This window comes from Clostridioides sp. ES-S-0049-02, from assembly GCF_020658465.1.
Taxonomy (GTDB): domain Bacteria; phylum Bacillota; class Clostridia; order Peptostreptococcales; family Peptostreptococcaceae; genus Clostridioides.
In genome coordinates this window covers 149961-169642 of record NZ_JACVWG010000003.1, presented here as the reverse complement: position 1 = coordinate 169642, position 19682 = coordinate 149961, and the positions used below count along the sequence as shown (strand labels likewise).

General features: G+C 27.0%; 19 protein-coding genes. 3 read left to right on the top strand and 16 right to left on the bottom strand.

From position 1 onward, the window contains the following. Positions 1-9: 9 nt before the first annotated feature. From ftsY to aroE, 11 genes are all read right to left on the bottom strand, one after another. The gene (gene ftsY / locus IC213_RS09580) at positions 10-1302 is read right to left on the bottom strand and encodes a signal recognition particle-docking protein FtsY (protein WP_227823642.1); all 1293 of its coding nucleotides are present in this window, start codon (positions 1300-1302) and stop codon (positions 10-12) included. A 26-nt stretch (positions 1303-1328) separates the two neighbouring features. After that, positions 1329-4883, bottom strand: a complete 3555-nt coding sequence (gene smc / locus IC213_RS09575; RefSeq protein ID WP_227863032.1) for a chromosome segregation protein SMC — start codon at positions 4881-4883, stop codon at positions 1329-1331. 27 nt (positions 4884-4910) lie between these two features. Continuing rightward, on the bottom strand, positions 4911-5981 hold the full coding sequence (locus IC213_RS09570) for an elongator complex protein 3 (protein WP_227434159.1): 1071 nt from the start codon (positions 5979-5981) through the stop codon (positions 4911-4913). 53 nt (positions 5982-6034) lie between these two features. After that, positions 6035-6745 (bottom strand): ribonuclease III, encoded by a 711-nt coding sequence (gene rnc, locus IC213_RS09565; RefSeq protein WP_227863031.1) that lies wholly within the window; start codon positions 6743-6745, stop codon positions 6035-6037. 162 nt (positions 6746-6907) lie between these two features. After that, positions 6908-7369 carry a CD1247 N-terminal domain-containing protein gene (locus IC213_RS09560; protein ID WP_227434157.1) on the bottom strand — a complete coding sequence of 154 codons (462 nt, stop codon included), beginning with the start codon at positions 7367-7369 and terminating at the stop codon, positions 6908-6910. Between the two features lie 91 nt (positions 7370-7460). Next, positions 7461-8018, bottom strand: a complete 558-nt coding sequence (efp, locus tag IC213_RS09555; RefSeq protein ID WP_227434156.1) for an elongation factor P — start codon at positions 8016-8018, stop codon at positions 7461-7463. Between the two features lie 379 nt (positions 8019-8397). Then, complete coding sequence (locus IC213_RS09550) at positions 8398-8928, bottom strand: hypothetical protein (protein ID WP_227434155.1); 531 nt, start codon at positions 8926-8928, stop codon at positions 8398-8400. Beyond that, positions 8918-9364, bottom strand: coding sequence for a hypothetical protein (locus tag IC213_RS09545; RefSeq protein WP_227845269.1), 447 nt, complete (start codon positions 9362-9364; stop codon positions 8918-8920). Before IC213_RS09545 ends, IC213_RS09550 begins: the two co-directional genes overlap by 11 nt. Next, positions 9357-10049 carry a hypothetical protein gene (locus IC213_RS09540; RefSeq protein WP_227831229.1) on the bottom strand — a complete coding sequence of 231 codons (693 nt, stop codon included), beginning with the start codon at positions 10047-10049 and terminating at the stop codon, positions 9357-9359. The genes IC213_RS09545 and IC213_RS09540 overlap by 8 nt, the downstream gene beginning before the upstream one ends. Next, the gene (locus tag IC213_RS09535) at positions 10036-10395 is read right to left on the bottom strand and encodes a hypothetical protein (protein WP_227823637.1); all 360 of its coding nucleotides are present in this window, start codon (positions 10393-10395) and stop codon (positions 10036-10038) included. Before IC213_RS09535 ends, IC213_RS09540 begins: the two co-directional genes overlap by 14 nt. 57 nt (positions 10396-10452) lie before the next feature. After that, complete coding sequence (gene aroE / locus IC213_RS09530) at positions 10453-11304, bottom strand: shikimate dehydrogenase (protein WP_227434151.1); 852 nt, start codon at positions 11302-11304, stop codon at positions 10453-10455. A 258-nt stretch (positions 11305-11562) separates the two neighbouring features. Here aroE and IC213_RS09525 point away from each other — a divergent pair, with 258 nt between their 5' ends. Beyond that, positions 11563-11955 (top strand): sigma-70 family RNA polymerase sigma factor, encoded by a 393-nt coding sequence (locus IC213_RS09525; RefSeq protein ID WP_227482219.1) that lies wholly within the window; start codon positions 11563-11565, stop codon positions 11953-11955. Between the two features lie 391 nt (positions 11956-12346). On the opposite strand, the gene IC213_RS09520 is transcribed toward IC213_RS09525, so the two are convergent. After that, entirely contained in the window at positions 12347-13309 is a 963-nt protein-coding gene (locus tag IC213_RS09520; protein WP_227836553.1) for a cysteine synthase family protein, read from the bottom strand. 190 nt (positions 13310-13499) lie between these two features. On the opposite strand from IC213_RS09520, the gene IC213_RS09515 reads away from it, so the two are divergent. Continuing rightward, the gene (locus tag IC213_RS09515; RefSeq protein WP_227482217.1) at positions 13500-14051 is read left to right on the top strand and encodes an XRE family transcriptional regulator; all 552 of its coding nucleotides are present in this window, start codon (positions 13500-13502) and stop codon (positions 14049-14051) included. 301 nt (positions 14052-14352) lie between these two features. Here the strand turns inward: IC213_RS09515 and IC213_RS09510 are convergent, their stop codons facing one another. The 4 genes from IC213_RS09510 to IC213_RS09495 all read right to left on the bottom strand — a co-directional run bounded on the left by IC213_RS09510 (position 14353) and on the right by IC213_RS09495 (position 17652). Next, positions 14353-14571, bottom strand: a complete 219-nt coding sequence (locus IC213_RS09510) for a hypothetical protein (RefSeq protein ID WP_227437625.1) — start codon at positions 14569-14571, stop codon at positions 14353-14355. A 285-nt stretch (positions 14572-14856) separates the two neighbouring features. After that, positions 14857-15015 carry a type I toxin-antitoxin system toxin gene (locus tag IC213_RS09505; protein ID WP_227437628.1) on the bottom strand — a complete coding sequence of 53 codons (159 nt, stop codon included), beginning with the start codon at positions 15013-15015 and terminating at the stop codon, positions 14857-14859. 154 nt (positions 15016-15169) lie between these two features. Beyond that, on the bottom strand, positions 15170-16597 hold the full coding sequence (locus IC213_RS09500) for a cell wall-binding repeat-containing protein (protein ID WP_227863030.1): 1428 nt from the start codon (positions 16595-16597) through the stop codon (positions 15170-15172). Between the two features lie 242 nt (positions 16598-16839). Continuing rightward, positions 16840-17652, bottom strand: a complete 813-nt coding sequence (locus tag IC213_RS09495) for an FxLYD domain-containing protein (RefSeq protein ID WP_227863029.1) — start codon at positions 17650-17652, stop codon at positions 16840-16842. A gap of 180 nt (positions 17653-17832) precedes the next feature. Here IC213_RS09495 and IC213_RS09490 point away from each other — a divergent pair, with 180 nt between their 5' ends. Continuing rightward, positions 17833-19350, top strand: a complete 1518-nt coding sequence (locus IC213_RS09490) for a recombinase family protein (protein WP_227437633.1) — start codon at positions 17833-17835, stop codon at positions 19348-19350. Positions 19351-19682 lie beyond the last annotated feature (332 nt).

Genomic DNA, 19682 nt, shown 5'->3' with positions numbered 1-19682 from the left:
AAAAGAATGCTAGTTACCAAATAATGCATCTGAAAATGATTTTGCATCAAAATCCTGTAAGTCTTCTACTCTTTCTCCAACTCCAATAAGTTTTACAGGTACATCTACTTCTGACTTTACTGCAAGCACTACTCCACCTTTTGCTGTTCCATCAAGTTTTGTAAGTACTATACCTGTTATATCTGCAACTTCTTTAAATGTTTTAGCTTGAACAACTGCATTTTGACCTGTTGTGGCATCTACCACAAGAAGTACCTCACGCTTTGCTTCTGGAAATTCTCTATCTACTATTTTAAATACTTTTCCAAGTTCATTCATAAGATTAGCTTTGTTGTGTAACCTTCCAGCTGTATCACATATCAATAAATCTGTCTTTCTAGCTTTTGCTGCCTTTATGGCATCAAACACTACTGCTCCTGGATCTGCTCCTTCTTGATGCTTTATTATGTCTACATTAGTTCTATTTGCCCAGATTTCTAATTGCTCTGTTGCTGCTGCTCTAAATGTATCTGCTGCTGCTAATAAAACTTTTTTCCCATCTTTTTTATATCTATTTGCCAATTTTCCTATTGTAGTAGTTTTGCCCACTCCATTTACACCTACCATTAGAATTATACATGGAGCTGGTTCTATGTCTAATGTAGAGTTTTCATTTGTAAGGATATCTTCAACTATAGATTTAAGTTCTTCTCTTACCTTTATTGGTTCAGTAATTCCCTTTTGCTTTATCTTATCTCTTAGTTTCTCAATTATGTCCATAGTTGTATTTACACCAACATCTGCTGTTATTAAAATTTCCTCTAAATCCTCAAGCAATTCTTCATCTATTTTTGTATATGATTTTAAAACCTCATCTATTCTATCAGTTATTCCTTGTTTTGCCTTTGTTAATCCTTGTTTTAATCTTTCAAACAAATTAACTTTCTTTTCTTCATATTTCTCTTCTTTATTTTCATAATCTTCATGTTCAGTTTCTTCATCATTATTATCATTGTTTAATGCTTCTATTTCACTATCTAGAGAATCATTATTTATTATCTCTTCTACATCTTGTTCATTAGTATCTATCTTATCTTCTATCTCTCTATCTTCTTCAGCACTTTCATCAACAACTTCTTCTTCAGTTTTTTCTGGAATATCTTCTACTTTATCTACAACTTCCTCCTCAAACCCTGAAAAAATTGTTTCTTCTACATTTTCTAAGTTGTCAGCACCAGTTTCTATTTCTTCTTCTGAGCCAACATCTTTTTTTTCTAATTCCTTATCCTTGTCTTTGCCAAAACCAAATAATTTTTTTAACACTATTCTTCCTCCTATGTCAATCTAAGTTATATAATATCAGTTATCTCTTGAGCTTCTTTTAGTTTTAAACTAATAACTTTTGAAATAGCTTTTTCTTGCATTGTAACCCCATATATATAATCAGCAGCTTCCATAGTTCCTCTCCTATGAGTTACTGATATAAATTGTGTCTCTTTAGATAAATCTTTTAAAAATTCTCCAAATCTGAATATATTTGCATCATCAAGTGGAGCCTCAATTTCATCTAATATGCAAAATGGTGTTGGTTTTGTAATTAATATTGCAAATAATATACTTATTGCAGTTAGAGCTTTTTCTCCACCAGACAGTAGATTTAAATTCTTCATTTTTTTACCAGGTGGTTGAGCTGTTATTAGTATATCACTTTCTAATAAATTTTCTTTATCTAAAATAGTTAATTCTCCACATCCACCACCAAAAAGTCTTTTGTACACATACTTAAAGTTTTTACTTATTTCTTCAAATTTAACCTCAAATTCAGATTTCATATTTTCTTCTAATGTATGTATAAGTTTTTCTATTTCCTCCATAGATTCTTCTAAATCTTGTTTTTGTTCACTATAAAAATCATATCTTTCTTTTATTTCTTCATATTCTTTGATAGAATCTATATTTATATTCCCAAGACTTCTTATTTCTCTCTTTAAATTTTCTAAGAATTTTCTATCTATCTCTAGATTTTCATCTTTGATTTCCAATGCTTGTACTAAAGTCATTTCATATTGTTCAAATAACTTATTTATATATGTGTCTTGACTAGTTTTTAATCTTTCTAATCTTCCACCAACCTTAAATAAACTTTCTTTAAGTTCTATATGTTGTCTATCTATAATTTTTAACTCTTTACCAATTTCATCAAAGTTATTTTTCAAGTCATCTTTAGCTATTTTTCTAGTTTCAAGATTTCTATTGCTGTCCCCTAATTGCTTAATTAAGTTTTCTTTTTCTTTTTCTTCAATAGATATAGAGTCTTGTAACTTAACTATTTCTTGTTCTTCATAATTTAATGATTCATCTAATTGTTTGGTTTTTTCTTCTAACTCACAATTTTCACCAGATATTCTTTTTATATCTCTAACTATACTATTATAAGCTTCTGTTTTCTTTACTAAAGTTAGGTTTAATTCATCAAATTCAGATTTTTCTTTATCATACAAATCATTATATTTTTTTATTTCATTACTTAATATGTCAATTTTTTCTTTATTTTGATTGTATGTATTTTCTAATGCTTCCATCTCTTTTTTAACAATGTCACTTTTTTCGAGAGTATAATTCAAGTTAGAACCCAAATCACTTTTCTCATTATCTAGTCTAGTAATACTAGATTTTAAAGATTCAATCTCAGATTCGATATTTTCTATACTTGTACTCTTTATTATAATGCTTTTTTCTAAATCTTTTACTTCATTTTCAACTAAGTCAATTTCACTTTTTATATTTTTTATATTTTTATTTAGAGATTCTTTTGTAATTTCTAGACCTGAAATCTCAACCTTAACATCATTTATTTTTTCTGTATATTCGTTAATAAATCTTTTTCTTGATAATATATTTCCGTTAGTTTTTAAACTACCTCCTGTTAAAGAACCTCCTGGATTTAAGATTTCACCATCTAAAGTTACTATTTTAAATCTATGACCAGTTTCTTTTGCAAATTTTATCCCTTCATCTATATTATTTATAAATATCGTTCTTCCAAGTATATTTTCAATTATATTTCTATATTTTTCATCAAACGTAATTAAATCACTTGCTATTCCTATAAATTTAGTATTTGCTTTTAAATTTCCCAAACTTATTTTATTTGATTTAATTATATTTAATGGCAGAAATGTTACTCTTCCTAAATTATTCTTCTTTAAATAGTTTATTGCAGATTTAGCACTAAACTCATCGTCAGTTATTATATTTTGCATATAAGCACCAAGTGCTGCTTCTACGGATTTCTCATATTTTTCAGGAACATTTATAATCTGTCCTAGCGCTCCATGAATACCTCTTAAATCCTTATTTTTTAATACATCTTTTACACCTCTATTAAATCCCTCATAATGATTTTCCATATCTATATAAACATTTAACTTTGAGTTATATCCATTTAGATTGTATTTACTTTTCTGTATTTCATCTTCTACCTTATTGAGTTCATTAATAGAATGTTGTAAATCAGCAGTTAATTTTTTATTTCTGTTATTCACATTGTTTAAAGTTTCTTTTTTCATATTAAAGTCTTTATTTATACTATCTAATTCAGAAGATTTTGTTTGGACATTTTGGTTTAACTCTGCTATTTCTGAGTTTATGTTTTCATCTCTGATATTCATATTTTCTTTATTTGCATTTAAAGCAGATAACTTATTACTAAATTCTTGCTTCTTATTTAATATATCTATTATATTTTCTTTAAATAATTCTATATCATTATTTAAAGATTCCAACTTCATCCTTTGATTTTCTTTACTAGATTCTAACTTTTTTATATTCTCTTGTAATATCGATAACTCTTCGCTATTTGAAGACTTATTACTTTCTAATTCTTTTATGTATACCTTATTTTCATTTAGCTTTTCTTTTATATTGTTTATTTCAGAATTTTTTCTATGAATTTCATTTGTAAAGTTTTTTATTCTTTCTTTAATTAAATTTATCTGTGACTCTTTTTTTGATATAACACCTTTAATTGAATTTATATAATCTACAGATTTTTCAATTACATCTTGTAGTACCTCTATCTCCTTATCAACATCTTCTTGTTTTTTCTCTACAACATTTTTTTGTTCTTCTTTTTCTTTAAGTTCTTTTTCAAGAACTTTACTATGCTCATCAACTTCACTCAGTTCTTTTTCTATTCCTTCAATTTCTCTTATAAAATTATTGACTTCTAATATTTTTAATTTTTCACTTATTTCTAAATACTTTTTTGCTTTTGTTTGTTGATTAAAAAGAGGTTTTAATTGATTTTCAATTTCTATATATATATCATCTATTCTTTCTAAATTTTCTTTTGTATTACTTAAATTTCTTTCTGCTTCCTGTTTTTTATATCTATATTTTGATATACCACAAGCTTCATCAAAAACTTTTCTTCTACTTAAAGGATTATTACTCAATATTTCATCTACTTTTCCTTGCTCTATGATTGAATAACCATCTTTTCCAATACCAGTATCTAAAAAGACTTCTTTTATATCCTTTAATCTGCAACTCTTATTATTTAGAAAAAATTCACTTTCTCCATTTCTATAGGCTCTTCTTCTTATAGTCACTTCTGTAAAGTCTAATTCTAATTGATTCTCAGAATTGTCAATAGTAAGAGCTACTTCACAGTAATTCATGGGTTTTTTTGTATCTGTACCTGCAAATATTACATCTTCAAGTTTGTCTCCTCTAAGACTTTTGATACTTTGTTCTCCTAATACCCATCTTACGGCATCAGATATGTTACTTTTTCCACTTCCATTTGGTCCTACTATCGCTGTTATTCCTTCTTTAAAAATAATATCTGTCTTTACTGGAAAGGATTTAAATCCCTTTAACTCTAGTCTCTTTAAATACAAATCGTTTCTCTCCCTTCATTGTTAAAACTAAAGGTTATAAATGTCATACAATTTTCTATGGATGTCTCTCATATTAGCAATAATTAAACTTTTCCCATCTAACACAATTTCTAATTGATTTATATCTAAATCTGATTCTTGTGTTTTTAAAATCACACCAAAATTTTCTTTCATATATTTAATATTTGTTTTTTTATTTCCTATTATTTTAGAAATATTCTTTTTATTAGACTTCACCAACACGTTATTTATATTTTTATTTTGTAAAATAAGAAATTCTAAATAATCTTTTATCATCTCAGCTTCTACTAATTCTCTAAAAGCAGGGTGATATGGACCCGCTAAGACAGCTTTTCCCATTTGTATATCATCAGTAGCTTGAAGCCCGACTCTTATTACATTTATATCATTAACATAAAATAATACAAGTACTTTTTTTACTATTCTTATACTCTCGTCAAGTGTAAATGGCTTATATTCGTTTTGCTCCATCAATTTTTCCAGACCAGTCTCTTTTACCACTAAAGTTGGATAAATTCTTACACAATCTGGTCTAAGCTCTACAAATTTTTTGGCTGTAAATATGCATTTTTCTTCTGTATCAGCTGGAAGCCCAACCATCATTTGTAAACCAAGTTTAATTCCACTATTTTTTATCAACTTTGAACTCTTATATACAATTTCTGACTGATGACCTCTAATACTATCTAACAATACTTTTTCATCTAAGGATTGTACTCCAAGCTCTATTATACTTGTCTTATATTCTTTTAACATTTCCAATATTTCTTCACTAATACAATCTGGCCTTGTGGACATTCTAATATCTTTTATAAAACCTTTTTCTACATATTCTTTGGCAACAGCTAATAAACTTTTTTGTATATCTACATCTATAGCAGTAAAACTTCCACCAAAAAATGCTATTTCTACATCAGCATCCTTATCTATAGTCTTTAGACATTCTTCAATTATATTTCTTGCATCTTCACTAGTAACATCAGTACTCACACCTGTTATTTTTTTTTGATTACAAAATATACAATCATGAGGACAACCTTTGTGAGGAACAAATATAGGTATAATTCTCTTTTTCATCTACAACATCCTTCTAATCTAAATATTTCTTTTTATATTTTTACATATTATATTTATTTTTCCCATAATTTTTTCTTTAAAGCTACTTTAGCAGCCAATTGTTCTGCTTCTTTTTTACTTTTACCTTCTCCTATCCCCAAAACACCTTCATTAATTCCCACTTCCATAACAAACCTTTTATTATGGTCTGGTCCTTTTTCTTCTATAAGCCTATACCAAATATTATTTTCTCCATTTCCTTGTAATACTTCTTGAAGATGTGTTTTATAGTCTCTAAATATATTTCCCTTTCTTGAATCGTAAATTATATTTTCCATATGGTTTAATATAAATTGTCTTGCACTTTCAAATCCTCCATCAAGATATATTGCTGCTATTACAGCCTCAAATGCATCTGCTAATATTGAAGTTCTATGTCTACCTCCAGTAGCTTCTTCACCTCTACCCAGTAACATATGAACCCCTAAATTTATATCATTTGCAACTTCACTTAATGAATCCTCACAAACTATATTTGCTCTAAGCTTAGTCAATTCCCCTTCGGGCAGATTAGATTCTTCATTAAATAAATAATCACTTATTACTATGCCTAAAACTGAATCTCCTAAAAATTCTAATCTTTCATTAAAATTATATCTCTTATTTTCATTAGAATATGAACTATGTGTAAGAGCTTCTAGTATATATTCTTTATTTTTAAATTTATAATTTATAACATCTTCAAATCTTTGTATATTATCTAGTAATTTTTTACTTATCTTCATTATTACATCCCTCCAAAATCCTATTCTATAAATTCTAGTGTACTATTTTTGTGCAACTATTGCAAAACCAAAATCTAAAATACTTGTCCTCATAAAAATAAAACTACCTATGAAACAAAATATCTCATAGGCATCATAGGCAGTTTTATTTCTTATGAATTTTTATTCTCTATCATCACAATTCGAACAACCACCACATGTACAATCATCATCATCATAATCATCTTCTGATGATAATATTACAGCCTTACAATCAGGACAAACAACATCTACGTCATCATCATATAATAAATCTTCGTCTATTTCTACTAATTCTCCACAATTTGGGCATTCCATTTCTATATAGCTGAAGTCCTCATCGTCATCATTTTCTTCATCTTCTTCGTAAAGGTCATCTTCCATGTCAGCAATATCTTCTTCTAAATCTGCTAAATCTTCGTCTATAGATTCAACAAAATCTTGAAGTTCTTCCTGTTCTTCATCCAATGTTACAATAGCTTCTGCAAATACTTCTAATGCATCAACTATTTTATGTATCATTTTCCCTTCTTTACTTTCAGTGCTTATTTCTAAACCTTCTGCTAAACCTTTTAAGTATGCAACTTCTTCATATAAATGTTTCATGTAACACCCCTCGCTTTCTTTTTAATATATAAACTAAAAGCTCATATATCTTATATTATTAAGACATATAAGCTTTTATATACATAAATTTTTATACTCTTGATAAATATTCACCTGTTCTAGTATCTATCTTTACTTTATCTCCAGTATTTATAAATAATGGAACTTGAACAACTGCACCAGTTTCAACTGTAGCTGCTTTAGTTACATTACTTGCTGTATCACCCTTTATTCCTGGCTCTGTATCCACAACTTCTAGCTCTGCAAAGTTTGGAGCTTCCACTTGGAATGGTTGTCCTTGATAAAATCTTATTGTAGCAACTTCATTTTCTTTTAAGAATTTAATTGCATCTTCAACTTGATCATAGTTTAATGGTATTTGTTCAAAATTTTCTTGGTCCATAAAATAATATAACTCACCATCATTGTATAGATATTGCATTTGTCTTGTATCTATTACAGCTTTAGGGAATTTTTCACTTGGATTAAAACTTTCTTCTCTTATAGCTCCTGTTTTTAAATTTCTGTATTTAGTTCTAACGAAAGCAGCTCCTTTACCTGGCTTAACGTGTTGAAAATCAACTACTAAACATGGTTGTCCATCTTTTTCAAATGTAACACCTTTTCTAAAATCACCTGCTGATACCATTTTTTGTTCCTCCATATTAAAATAAATTTCTTATTTTTTAGTAAATTTTACATTACTATGCCTTTAAAATTATATCTCTTACTTGAATTCTGTCAAGTCAGGATTACAAATTTTTACTAATATCATAATATCATAAGTTATACAATATAAACAAGTATTTGGCAGATTACTTATCCTATATTTTTATTATTTACATCTATAATCACACTTTATACATTTTATATGTTGATATTATTTATCTCTACAACTATACTTTCCACTATTACTCATTACTTTTTATTTAAAAACAATGGATAAACATAATTTTTTAGATTTTTATAGAATAACTTTTATGAAAATTTAAAACATTTTTCTTCATTAATAATACTGTTACTTAAAATTATACATTTTTAATAAAATTCCATATTTTTACTTTAAACTCAGTTTCATATCTTTGATTACGTTTTGATAATTTCAAGATTATATTAATATATTCTCCATTATTAGACATTGAGACATACATTTCATCTACATAATCACCAATTTCATATCCACCAGCTTGACTACTTTCACCATTTAAAGAATTTACAAACAACTTATTTCGTCTCTCATTTAATATAATTTCTTTGTTGCTTGTATATGCTTCATTATAAGTTGTATTTTCATCTATATATCTACATTTTATGGATGTCATTTTTTTTAAACCTTCATCATTAGAAGATAAGTTTATTATACCCTTAGAATTACCAATGATTCCTTCTATAGATTTTGTAATTTCAATACTTTGTTGTTGTAACTCCATTTTATCTTCTATTTTAACTTTTAAATTCATTGTAAGTATAAATATAGAATATAAAGTTATCACCAGTACTACAATTACAGTTAAAGATACTGCACTTTCTAAAAGTAAATATCCACATTTACGTTTCATATTTTCCCTCTTTCAAAAGTACTCTTCCACTTACAGGTGTTATTGTTATAGTTTTATTTAATCTACCATTATATATCTCTATTGTAGTTGCTCTTTGAGGTGAGCCATCAGATTTAAATTTTATAGTTTCAATACTTCTTGCGATTCTTACATTTCTAGGCAGTACTATGGATTTAACATCTTTGCCATCTTTTCTCAATACATATCCTTCTTGTTCCTTTTGCTTTATATAGTATATATATGTATTGTAGTTGCTAAACATATTAATTCGTCTAACATACCTTATATCTGAACAAAGTTGACGTGCAAATAAATTTATTTTATGATTTTCAAGATTATCTTTTGGAAAACATATTGTAGTTATCAATAGTATTATACTTATGGATACTACTAATTCTATTACAGTCACATTCCTTCTTTTTTCAAAGTTATACACCCCTATACTTATATATATATACTAAGTTTTTTTCATCAAAGTTCTTTTTTATATTTTCTATTATCTCTTGGTCGATTTCTTCTTCTCCATTAGTGTTTTGATTATCAAAATCTTTACTGTCAGTCTCAAATATAGTTGAAAGTTCTATTTGGTCAAACGATTTAGACTCATCAGATGTTTCAATAGAATCTTTATCACTATAATCAGCCTCTGTATAATCTTTAATATCAACTCCTACCCATGGATTTTTAATTTTCACGCTCACTTTTATTACTTTTAAAAAGTCTTTCTCTCTAGCTGTACTTGTTATGTCAAATTCAAAAAAATCTCCTTTGTCATATATAGTATTGTTTTCTATTTTTAAATGAACTTCTTCTAAATTACTATAAGATATATCTTTTATTTTTTTTATACAATCAATCATATTATTTCCTAAGAAATAGTCTCTAAATTCTTCTTCATTATTAGATATATTAATAGCTTCTTCCACACAGCAAAGAACATTACTTATTGATATTTCTATACCACTTAAAGAAACTTCCCTTAACTTAGCATCTTTATATTCTAATTCAAATAAGTTATCATTACTATAAATTAAACCTATACACATAATACATACAGTGCTTATAATAGAAAATATTATCAATGTTATTATTAATATAGAACCTTTATTATTTCGTAACATAACTCTTAAATCTTAATTGTTTTAAATCACTCTTAATTTCCATATTTATCTCATAACATTGATAATAGTTTAAAATTTGTTTCACTGTGCTATTTATCTCATAACCTTTTATGTAGTTTTTATTTATTTCATCCTCAGTCAATTGATATTCATTATTTTTTATTTTATATTTCTCATCTTCCAAGTATTTCTTTGCAATATTTAACATTTCTCTATTGGATACATTTTTACTAATAAAACTATAGCAGTTATATAAAGATGTAGATACCAAATACACAGCTACATATAATATGGCGATACTCATTATACATTCAATTGATATAAAACCACTCTTTTTCGTTTTCAATAATAAAAAACCTCTCATTAATATTTTTATTCTATAGATTAAATCTTAAGGATTTAGTTATAAATTCTTTTCATAAAGCTCTTTTATACAACTATTTTCATTACTATCTAACTTTATTCCAGTCCATATACAAAATGCACTTAGACCTTGATTTATTAACATATCAATTCCAAATATAACATCTAAATTGTATTTTCTCGCCCATTTTATAAGGCTTGTTTCATGAGGCTTGTATACTATATCACATACTAGTATTTTTTTGCTTGGAATCAATGATTCATCTATTGGACATAAGTTATTCCCCATACCTATTGGTGTAGTATTTATAAGTATATCAATTTTGCTTAAATCATTTTTATCAACTTCTTTAGTGCTATAGACTACATCTAATTTAAAACTGGATTTTATTATATTTGATATTTCCCTTGCTTTATCTATACTTCTATTTCTTATTTCTATAGATTTTACATTGTTAAATGCAAGTTCAATAGCAATACTTCTACACGAACCTCCACAACCTAATATCATGACCTTTTTGTCTTTTAGGTCAAACCCATTTTCAATTACAGCTTTTACAAATCCAACTCCATCAGTATTATATCCTTTTAATCTACCTCCTTCATTCTTAATCGTATTAACTGCTCCAACTAATTTTGCTTTGTAATCAATATAATCCAAGTATTTAATTATATTTACCTTATGAGGTATTGTCACATTACAACCCTCTACACCCATACTTTTTATGGACTCTACTGTTTTCCATAAGTCTTTTGACTCTACATCAAAGCATACATAAACATTATTTTGTTTGTATTTTTCAAATAAGTAATTATGCATGATTGGTGAAAAACTTTGTTTCACTGGATGTCCTAAAAGACATATAAGCTTTGTTTCGCTATTTATAATCATATCTTTCTCCCTTTTATTTATTGACATCTAAAATTCAATTTATACCAAATAAACTAATAATTTATCCGTCTTATTTTTTATATATTCAACAAAAAATCAAACTTAAATTCTTCTTTTTAATGTTATATTACAGCCAAAAGTTTGTAAATATATGTTTTAAATTCTAACAGTATACATATTATTTTATTGAATAACAGTCAACTTGGATAAGTCTCCTTCATATAATTTAAAGTGACCGTTAAAAAGGGGGGTGACTTATTGGCAGCGCTTAAATCTTTTGAAAAACCCTTAACCCCTGAAGAAGAGATTGAGTATTTAACTAAATTTAAAATAGAAAATGATAAAAGTGCAAAAGATATATTGATTGAAAGAAACATGAGATTAGTAGCTTATATCGCAAAAAAATATAACAATTCGACAGAAGATCAAGATGATTTAATATCTATAGGTACAATAGGATTAATAAAAGCTATAGAAACTTATAATATAGATAAAGGAACTCGATTGGCAACATACGCTTCTAGATGTATTGAAAATGAAATTTTAATGAATATCAGATCTAACAAAAAAAACAAATCACAAGTATCTCTACAAGACCCTATCGGAACAGATAAAGAAGGTAATGAAATAAACACTACTCTTTATATGTAATTTTTTATTATCTATTATTTTGTTTTTACCTATCTTAGGCTTTGGTTGCAAAGTAGTATTTTCATCTCTTTTGAATGTCAAATATGGTTCTAAACTATGCACATGAGAATTTTAGATTCTACAATAAATCCATAAAATATCATATAAATAAAGAATTATTAAAAAATTAGTATAAAGCTTTTTAAAAAACTAAGTGTATGAATTAAGATCTGTTATCTAGATACAAGTTATTGATAAATAAGTATTATAGATATAAAAAATATGAAAAAAGTATCTCAGGTTTAAAGAGATACTTTTTTGTAGTTAAATTATGATTTTTTTAAAAACATAACTGATGAATTTTAATATATATTTTTAATTTAAAAGTTGGTACATTAATATTTTAATGTCATTATAATTCTTCATATAAATCAGTACTCAAGTATTTTAAGCCACTATCATTAAGAGTAAGAACTATATTTTTACCTTTTTCTGAACTCTCTAATAATTTAATTGCTGCGCATACATTTGCTCCAGAAGAAAAACCTGCAAATACGCCTTCTAATTTAGCCAATTTTCTAGCTACATTAGTTGCTTCATCATCTGTTACCTGAATATAACCATCAATAAACTTTTTATCTACTAATGGTAAATCCATAGAATAACCTCCACCTTGTATTTTATGCCCTTGATCAGTTATTTCTTTGCCTGAATAAATTGCTGCTGTTGAAGGTTCAACCACATAGCATTTAATAGAAGAATTGTGCTTTTTAAGTGTTTTCGAACAACCAGCAAAAGTACTACCACTTCCAAGGAAATCTACAAATACATCAATATTCCCATCTAATTGTTTCCACATTTCTTCTGCTGTATAATATTCATGTGCATGATTACAAGCTTCTAAATTAAATTGATCTGCTCTAAATGCATTTCTTTCTTTTGCAATTTTTTGAGCCTCAACTTCTACAAGTGCTAAATCTGCTCCAGAAACTTGTCCATGAACTGAATTAGGCATTTGGTCTACAAGAACTACTTCTGCTCCTAAAGCTTTCATCATTCTTGCTCTTTCCATAGAATTTCCTTTTGACATGCATGCAATAAACTTATAGCCCTTACATGCACAAGCTATTGCCAATCCTGTACCTGTATTTCCACTTGTCAATTCTACAACTGCTTGTCCAGGAACTAATAGCCCTGCATTTTCTGCTTCTGTAATCATTTGTAATGCTACACGGTCCTTTTTACTAAATCCTGGATTTAAATACTCCATCTTTGCATAAATATTACCATCTACTCCAAATTCCTTCACTATTTTAGATAAGTGTAACATTGGAGTATTTCCTATTGCTTCTGTAACATTATTAAGTACATGCATCACAATTCCCCCTTAATCGATTAACTATCATCTGTTGAAAAACAATTATTTATACATTATAATGTATATTACGGATGTACAGTATATTTAACATTTAATATATTATGCATTCATAAATTAGAAATAATGTTAAATAAATTATACATTCGTAAATTATATTTGTCAATAATTTACAATTTAAGGAGTACATATGAGTATTAATACTATTATTGCAAAAAATTTAAATCGATTACGTAATGAACGTAATTTAAGTTTAGGTCAACTTGCTGAATTATCTGGTGTAAGTAAAGTAATGCTATCACAAATTGAAAAGGGTGATTCTAATCCTACAGTAAACACAATTTGGAAGATTGCAAATGGACTAAATGTACCATACACTGCAATACTTGACCAACCACAAGATAAAACTTTTATTGTTTCAAAATCTGACATAGATGTTCAAATTTCAGAAAATGAAGACTATCGTCTTTATTGTTATTATCCTAATACACCAACTAGAAATTTTGAATTATTTCAAATGGAACTAGAGGAAGGTCATAGTTATACATCTATTGGTCATTCTGAAAAATCTCAAGAATATATTATGATTCTAGAAGGTCAGTTAGGATTAGAAGTAAATGATTCTGTTTATCAACTTAAAGAAAATGACTCTATCTGTTTTTCAGCCGAATCAACACATACATACCATAATCAAGGAAAAAAAACATTGAAAACAGTGATAATAAATTACTATCCAGTTTAAAGATATTGATTCAAAATAGGATGATGATTTTCTCATATAAAAAGGTGAATCTTCATAGATATGATTTATCTTTTTTGTTTTCTTACACTCTTTTTCATAATTTATTGATGATGTTACATAAATATTATTGCTACCTAACTTCTAAAACCTTGAACTCCAATGAACTATTTTTTAACTGAATAACTAAGGCTCTAATTATTAGGTATTATATACTTTACAAAAATGTTATCAAAACTCTATGAAAATACTTGTCCAATTTCTTTACAGCGAAGTGCTAAGTATTAGCAACTTCTCTATTTTTTTAACTTTCAACTGTCTCAGCTTTTTTCATTGCTATATTAATAGCTATTTCTTTAGCTACAGCATCAAGTTCATTCCATCTTCTTTTGTTTTCTTCATCAGAGATACGTGGATATATTATATAAACTTCTGTATTTTGATTAGCTATGATTTTCTCATCATATTCTATATCTTTTTCAGCATCATATTTAAATGGTTTAAATTGTTGTAGTATTTTCACAATATCACCCCTTATTATAAAATATGAGGCTATAAACTTGTCTTATACTTAATATTTTTAAGATGTATTTAATTTTAAAATTCTATATTAAAAAATTGAGTATAATAAAATCAATGTAAAGTGTAGTTCATAAATAAAAATAGAGTAGTTTAACCTACTCTATCCTTCTCTAATTAATCAATATAAAATTATTATTTTTGAATATTTATACCAACTTGTGATATAATAAAAGCAAGAAGAACTACAATCTATTTAGCAGTAGAGTGGAGTTCATCATAAATGATATTATTTGAATTTATGGAATTTGATTTTTAAATCAAACTCCCAACCACTCTTAGTGCCAGCTTTGAGTGGTTTTTTACATTTTCTAAATAACTTACTTATTAAGTAAACTATATAGCTAGCTAGAATACTAGCTAATATGCTCAGTAAAAAATTATCCATACATAATCACCTCCCTCCATTTTTGTTGGGAGGATAATCTTTTGTTTGTATGAACTCCACTCTATAAATTGTAGATTACATCTTCTTGCTAAAAAGATTATAACATAATTTGGTAATCTATCTAATAAAAAATGTACACTTAGATATTCTAATTTTAGTTATAAATTTTTCCAGTTTTTATATCTATAAAAAACCAGCCAAAAGTTCCATTGCTATTTTTTGAATTGATTTTAACAGCATAAACATTACCACTATATATATCATCTCTAAAATCTATCATATCAACTATTAAGTTATTGATATTGATTTTATGTCTCTTCGCACATTCTTTTAATGCTATCTGTTTTGCTTGTTCCTCTGTTATACTTTCTTTATTTTTATAATCATCAGGATTACATACTTTCATATTACCATTAACATCATATGTATAAACTTTACTCATATCATTTTTTTCTACACAATATCTAACATCACCCTCTGCGCCTTGTTTGATATAAGCAAATGCATAGTACTCTTTTCCTGAAAAAGCAAAGTTTTTATCTAGTATAAATATTAAATCTTCATCTTCTGAATAATTAGGTTCATAGTAAAACTTATTTACACCTAGCAATTTTTTTACTGCATTAGCAGCATCTTCTACTTTATATTGTCTTCCAGTATTAGAATCTCCTATATTTTTTGTCACATTTAAACACTGTTGTAATATACTATCACTCAAATTTCCTATAGCAGTTAATTTAGTTGTACTTTTCAATACACTTTTATTACTATCATTATCAACTAACACAATAGCATTATTTTTAGCAATAGTAGAGCCAACAAGCGCATACACTAAATCAGTACCACTTGCTATATAAAATTCTTTTACTCCACTATAAAATCTATTTATTATTTTTTCATTAGTATCATATCTATCAGTCCCGCCCAATCTAGTTGAATTAGTATCATTAACTAGTTTGTCATTCATTGATGAAGTGCCACCTATTACATAACTTTCCACACCAGTTGTATTAAATGATACACTTTTTCCATCAGTTAATACTATAGCTGCTTTATCTCTAACAGCTACAGGTGCAGCACTCATTGCATCAGGTTCTCCTTTAAAAGCATTAGTCAATATCACTTTATTTACTTTGTTAATTGAATTTATTTCTTTTGCAACATCATAGCTTGTCTTAATTCTATCACTACCTTGAAGTCTTTTAATCTCTATCCCTTTATCTTTTAGAACTGTTTCTGTTGCTTTATCAATAGAGTTTTCTCCTCCAATTATATATACTTTTTTTGCCTTTTCTACTCTTTTAAGTGTAGCATTTGGTATACTATTTTTCTTAGTTAAAAGAATAGGTGCATTTGTACTACCTGCAAGCCCACTTGCAGATAATCCATCTGCCATTGTACTATCTGCATTAATCAGTATAGCTGTTGTATAGTTTTGCTTATCTGCGATAAGTCCAGCAGTTTCATATTTATCTACACCTTTAATTGTATCAATCTTATCAAGTGCATTTGCAGATATAGGGCAACTAGCAATAAACATAGATAAAGATAACCCTATTGTTAATAATTTTTTAATTTTCATAATATCTTCCCCTCCTAAATATTTTCACTTAAATTATATAACACTTTATAGAAAAAAGTTGTCATAAATTAGGAAAATTATTACTTAATATAAATATTAACTAAATTAACATTGATTATTATACATCCTTTTCATGTAGCTGAATTAATATAAAATAGTTATATAGTCTTACTAAAAATAGACTAAAAATCTATCCTCTTAAATTAGCTAATACTTTCTATATATTTTTAGATATAAATTATCTATTCAGTTATACTATAATTGTTTGCAGAATAATGAGGCGTCCACTCTATTTTTTCAAAATCCTTATCTGTATTAAACTCAAGTCTAACTTTTTGACCTTTCTTCCAAGTTCCATTTACTGATGTTGATGTTTGTGTCTCAATTATTACACCATCTTTGTCTATTAAATTTATATCTAAGTAAAAGTCTTGAAGATCTAAATCACCTGTATTTTCTACAGTAGCTTGATAAGTCTTCCAATCATATTCATCTTTTACTTTTTCAAATTTTATACCTTTTACCATAGCATCAATTTTTTCTTTTGAATCATTTTCTTCATTTATAACTTGTGCATTGTCTTTTAATACCTTAAACTCTTTTTCATCTACTTTCAAACCAAACTTGTCAACTAAAGTCAACAATATTGTACTTCTCTCATTATAAGGCTTTTCCCAAAGTTCTGAAAACTTCAATGGGTCATTTGAATAATATTTTATGGCTTCCTTTGAATCTTCAAGAGCTTTTATATAATCTTTTGCCAATTTACCAAGTTCTGGGCTCTCAAACTCAGCATCTTTATATTTTGATACAGCATCCATTTCTGCTTCTACAAATTTTTCATAAGCTTCATTCTGCTCTAAGTTTAATGTTCCAGCTTCTTCTTTAGATGCCAAATCCCATCTTTTTTTTAAACCTTTTCCTAAATCCTCGATAAATTGCTTGTCCTTACCTTTGCTTTCATCTTTTGAATCTCCCCCACTAGAGCATGCTCCCACAGAAACTGATAACATAATTATCATAAACAAACCTAGTATTTTTTTGAAATTACACATATAATTCCCCCTTAAAAATTGTTTTCAATTGAATTATACTATATTTACCTACTGAATGCTGTCGATTCATGCGAAATTTTCATACTATTTTTACAATTATATCAAGTTTTAATTATCATAAATTATACCCTTATATACTTAATATAATATATAATATATTCAAGGAGTGTGATTATTTATATGAGTGTTGCTATATACTTAAGAAAATCTCGTGCTGATGAAGAGGCAGAAAAACAAGGAGAATTTGAAACTTTAAGTAGACATAAATCAACCCTACTAAAACTAGCAAAAGAACAAAACTTGGATGTATCTGAGATAAAAGAAGAGCTAGTTTCTGGTGAAAGTATAATACATAGACCTAAAATGATTGAACTCCTAAAGGAAGTTGAAGAAAATAAATACGATTCCGTCTTAGTTATGGACTTAGACAGACTTGGTCGTGGGGATATGAAAGACCAAGGTATAATATTAGAAACTTTTAAAGAAAGTAAAACCAAAATTATAACACCTAGAAAAACATATGACCTAACAGATGAATTTGATGAAGAATATTCAGAATTTGAAGCCTTTATGGCAAGAAAAGAGCTAAAACTTATATCTAGACGTATGCAAAGAGGAAGAATAAAATCAGTTGAAGAAGGTAATTTCATAGGAACTTCTGCTCCATTTGGATATGATGCTGTAACAACAGGCAGAAAAGAAAGAATACTTATACCAAATAATGATGCTGATGTAGTTAGGACTATCTTTGACTTATATATTAATGAGGATATGGGTTGTAGTAAAATATCAAAATATCTAAATAACTTGGGCATTAAAACTGCTACAGGTGCTAACTGGTATAACTCTGCAATCACAAATATAATAAAAAATAAAGTTTATTGTGGATATATTCAATGGCAAAAAAAGGACTATAAAAAATCTAAAAATCCAAACAAAATAAAAACAGTTAAGCTAAGACCTAAAGATGAATGGATTGAGGCAAAAGGAAAGCATGAACCTTTAATAAGTGAATTAACATGGAAAAAGGCTCAAACTATACTCAAAAAAAATGGTCACATCAGCTATGGTAATCAAATAAAAAATCCACTTGCAGGAATAATAATTTGCAAAAACTGTGGTAGACCATTAGTACATAGACCATATGCAGACCACGACTATATAATTTGTTATCATCCTGGTTGTAATAAAAGTTCTCGCTTTGAATTTATTGAAGCTGCCATTTTAAAATCTTTGGAAGACACTGTAAAAAAATATCAATTAAAAGCATCTGATATAGACTTAGATAAAAATAATAAAGACAGCAATATAGAATTTCAAAAGCGAGTATTAAAAAGCTTAGAAACTGAATTAAAAGAATTGAGTAAGCAAAAAAATAAGTTATATGATTTATTGGAGCGAGGAATATATGATGAAGATACATTTATTGAAAGGTCTAATAATATAAGTTCAAGAACTGAGGAAATTAAAGATTCAATCAAGACAGTAAAAAATAAATTAAATACTGTTAAAAAAGATAATGCTAAAATGATAGAAGATATTAAAACTGTACTATCACTTTACCACGATTCAGATTTACTTGGAAAAAATAAACTCCTAAAATCTGTAATTGATAAAGCAGTTTATTACAAATCTAAAGAACAAAAACTAGATTCTTTTGAATTAATGGTTCATTTGAAATTACATGAAGACCAGTAATACCAATAACATATAAAGAGTAGTATGTAATGAAATAAACACTACTCTTTATATGTAATTTTTTATTATCTATTATTTTGTTTTTACCTATCTTAGGCTTTGGTTGCAAAGTAGTATTTTCATCTCTTTTGAATGTCAAATATGGTTCTAAACTATGCACATGAGAATTTTAGATTCTACAATAAATCCATAAAATATCATATAAATAAAGAATTATTAAAAAATTAGTATAAAGCTTTTTAAAAAACTAAGTGTATGAATTAAGATCTGTTATCTAGATACAAGTTATTGATAAATAAGTATTATAGATATAAAAAATATGAAAAAAGTAT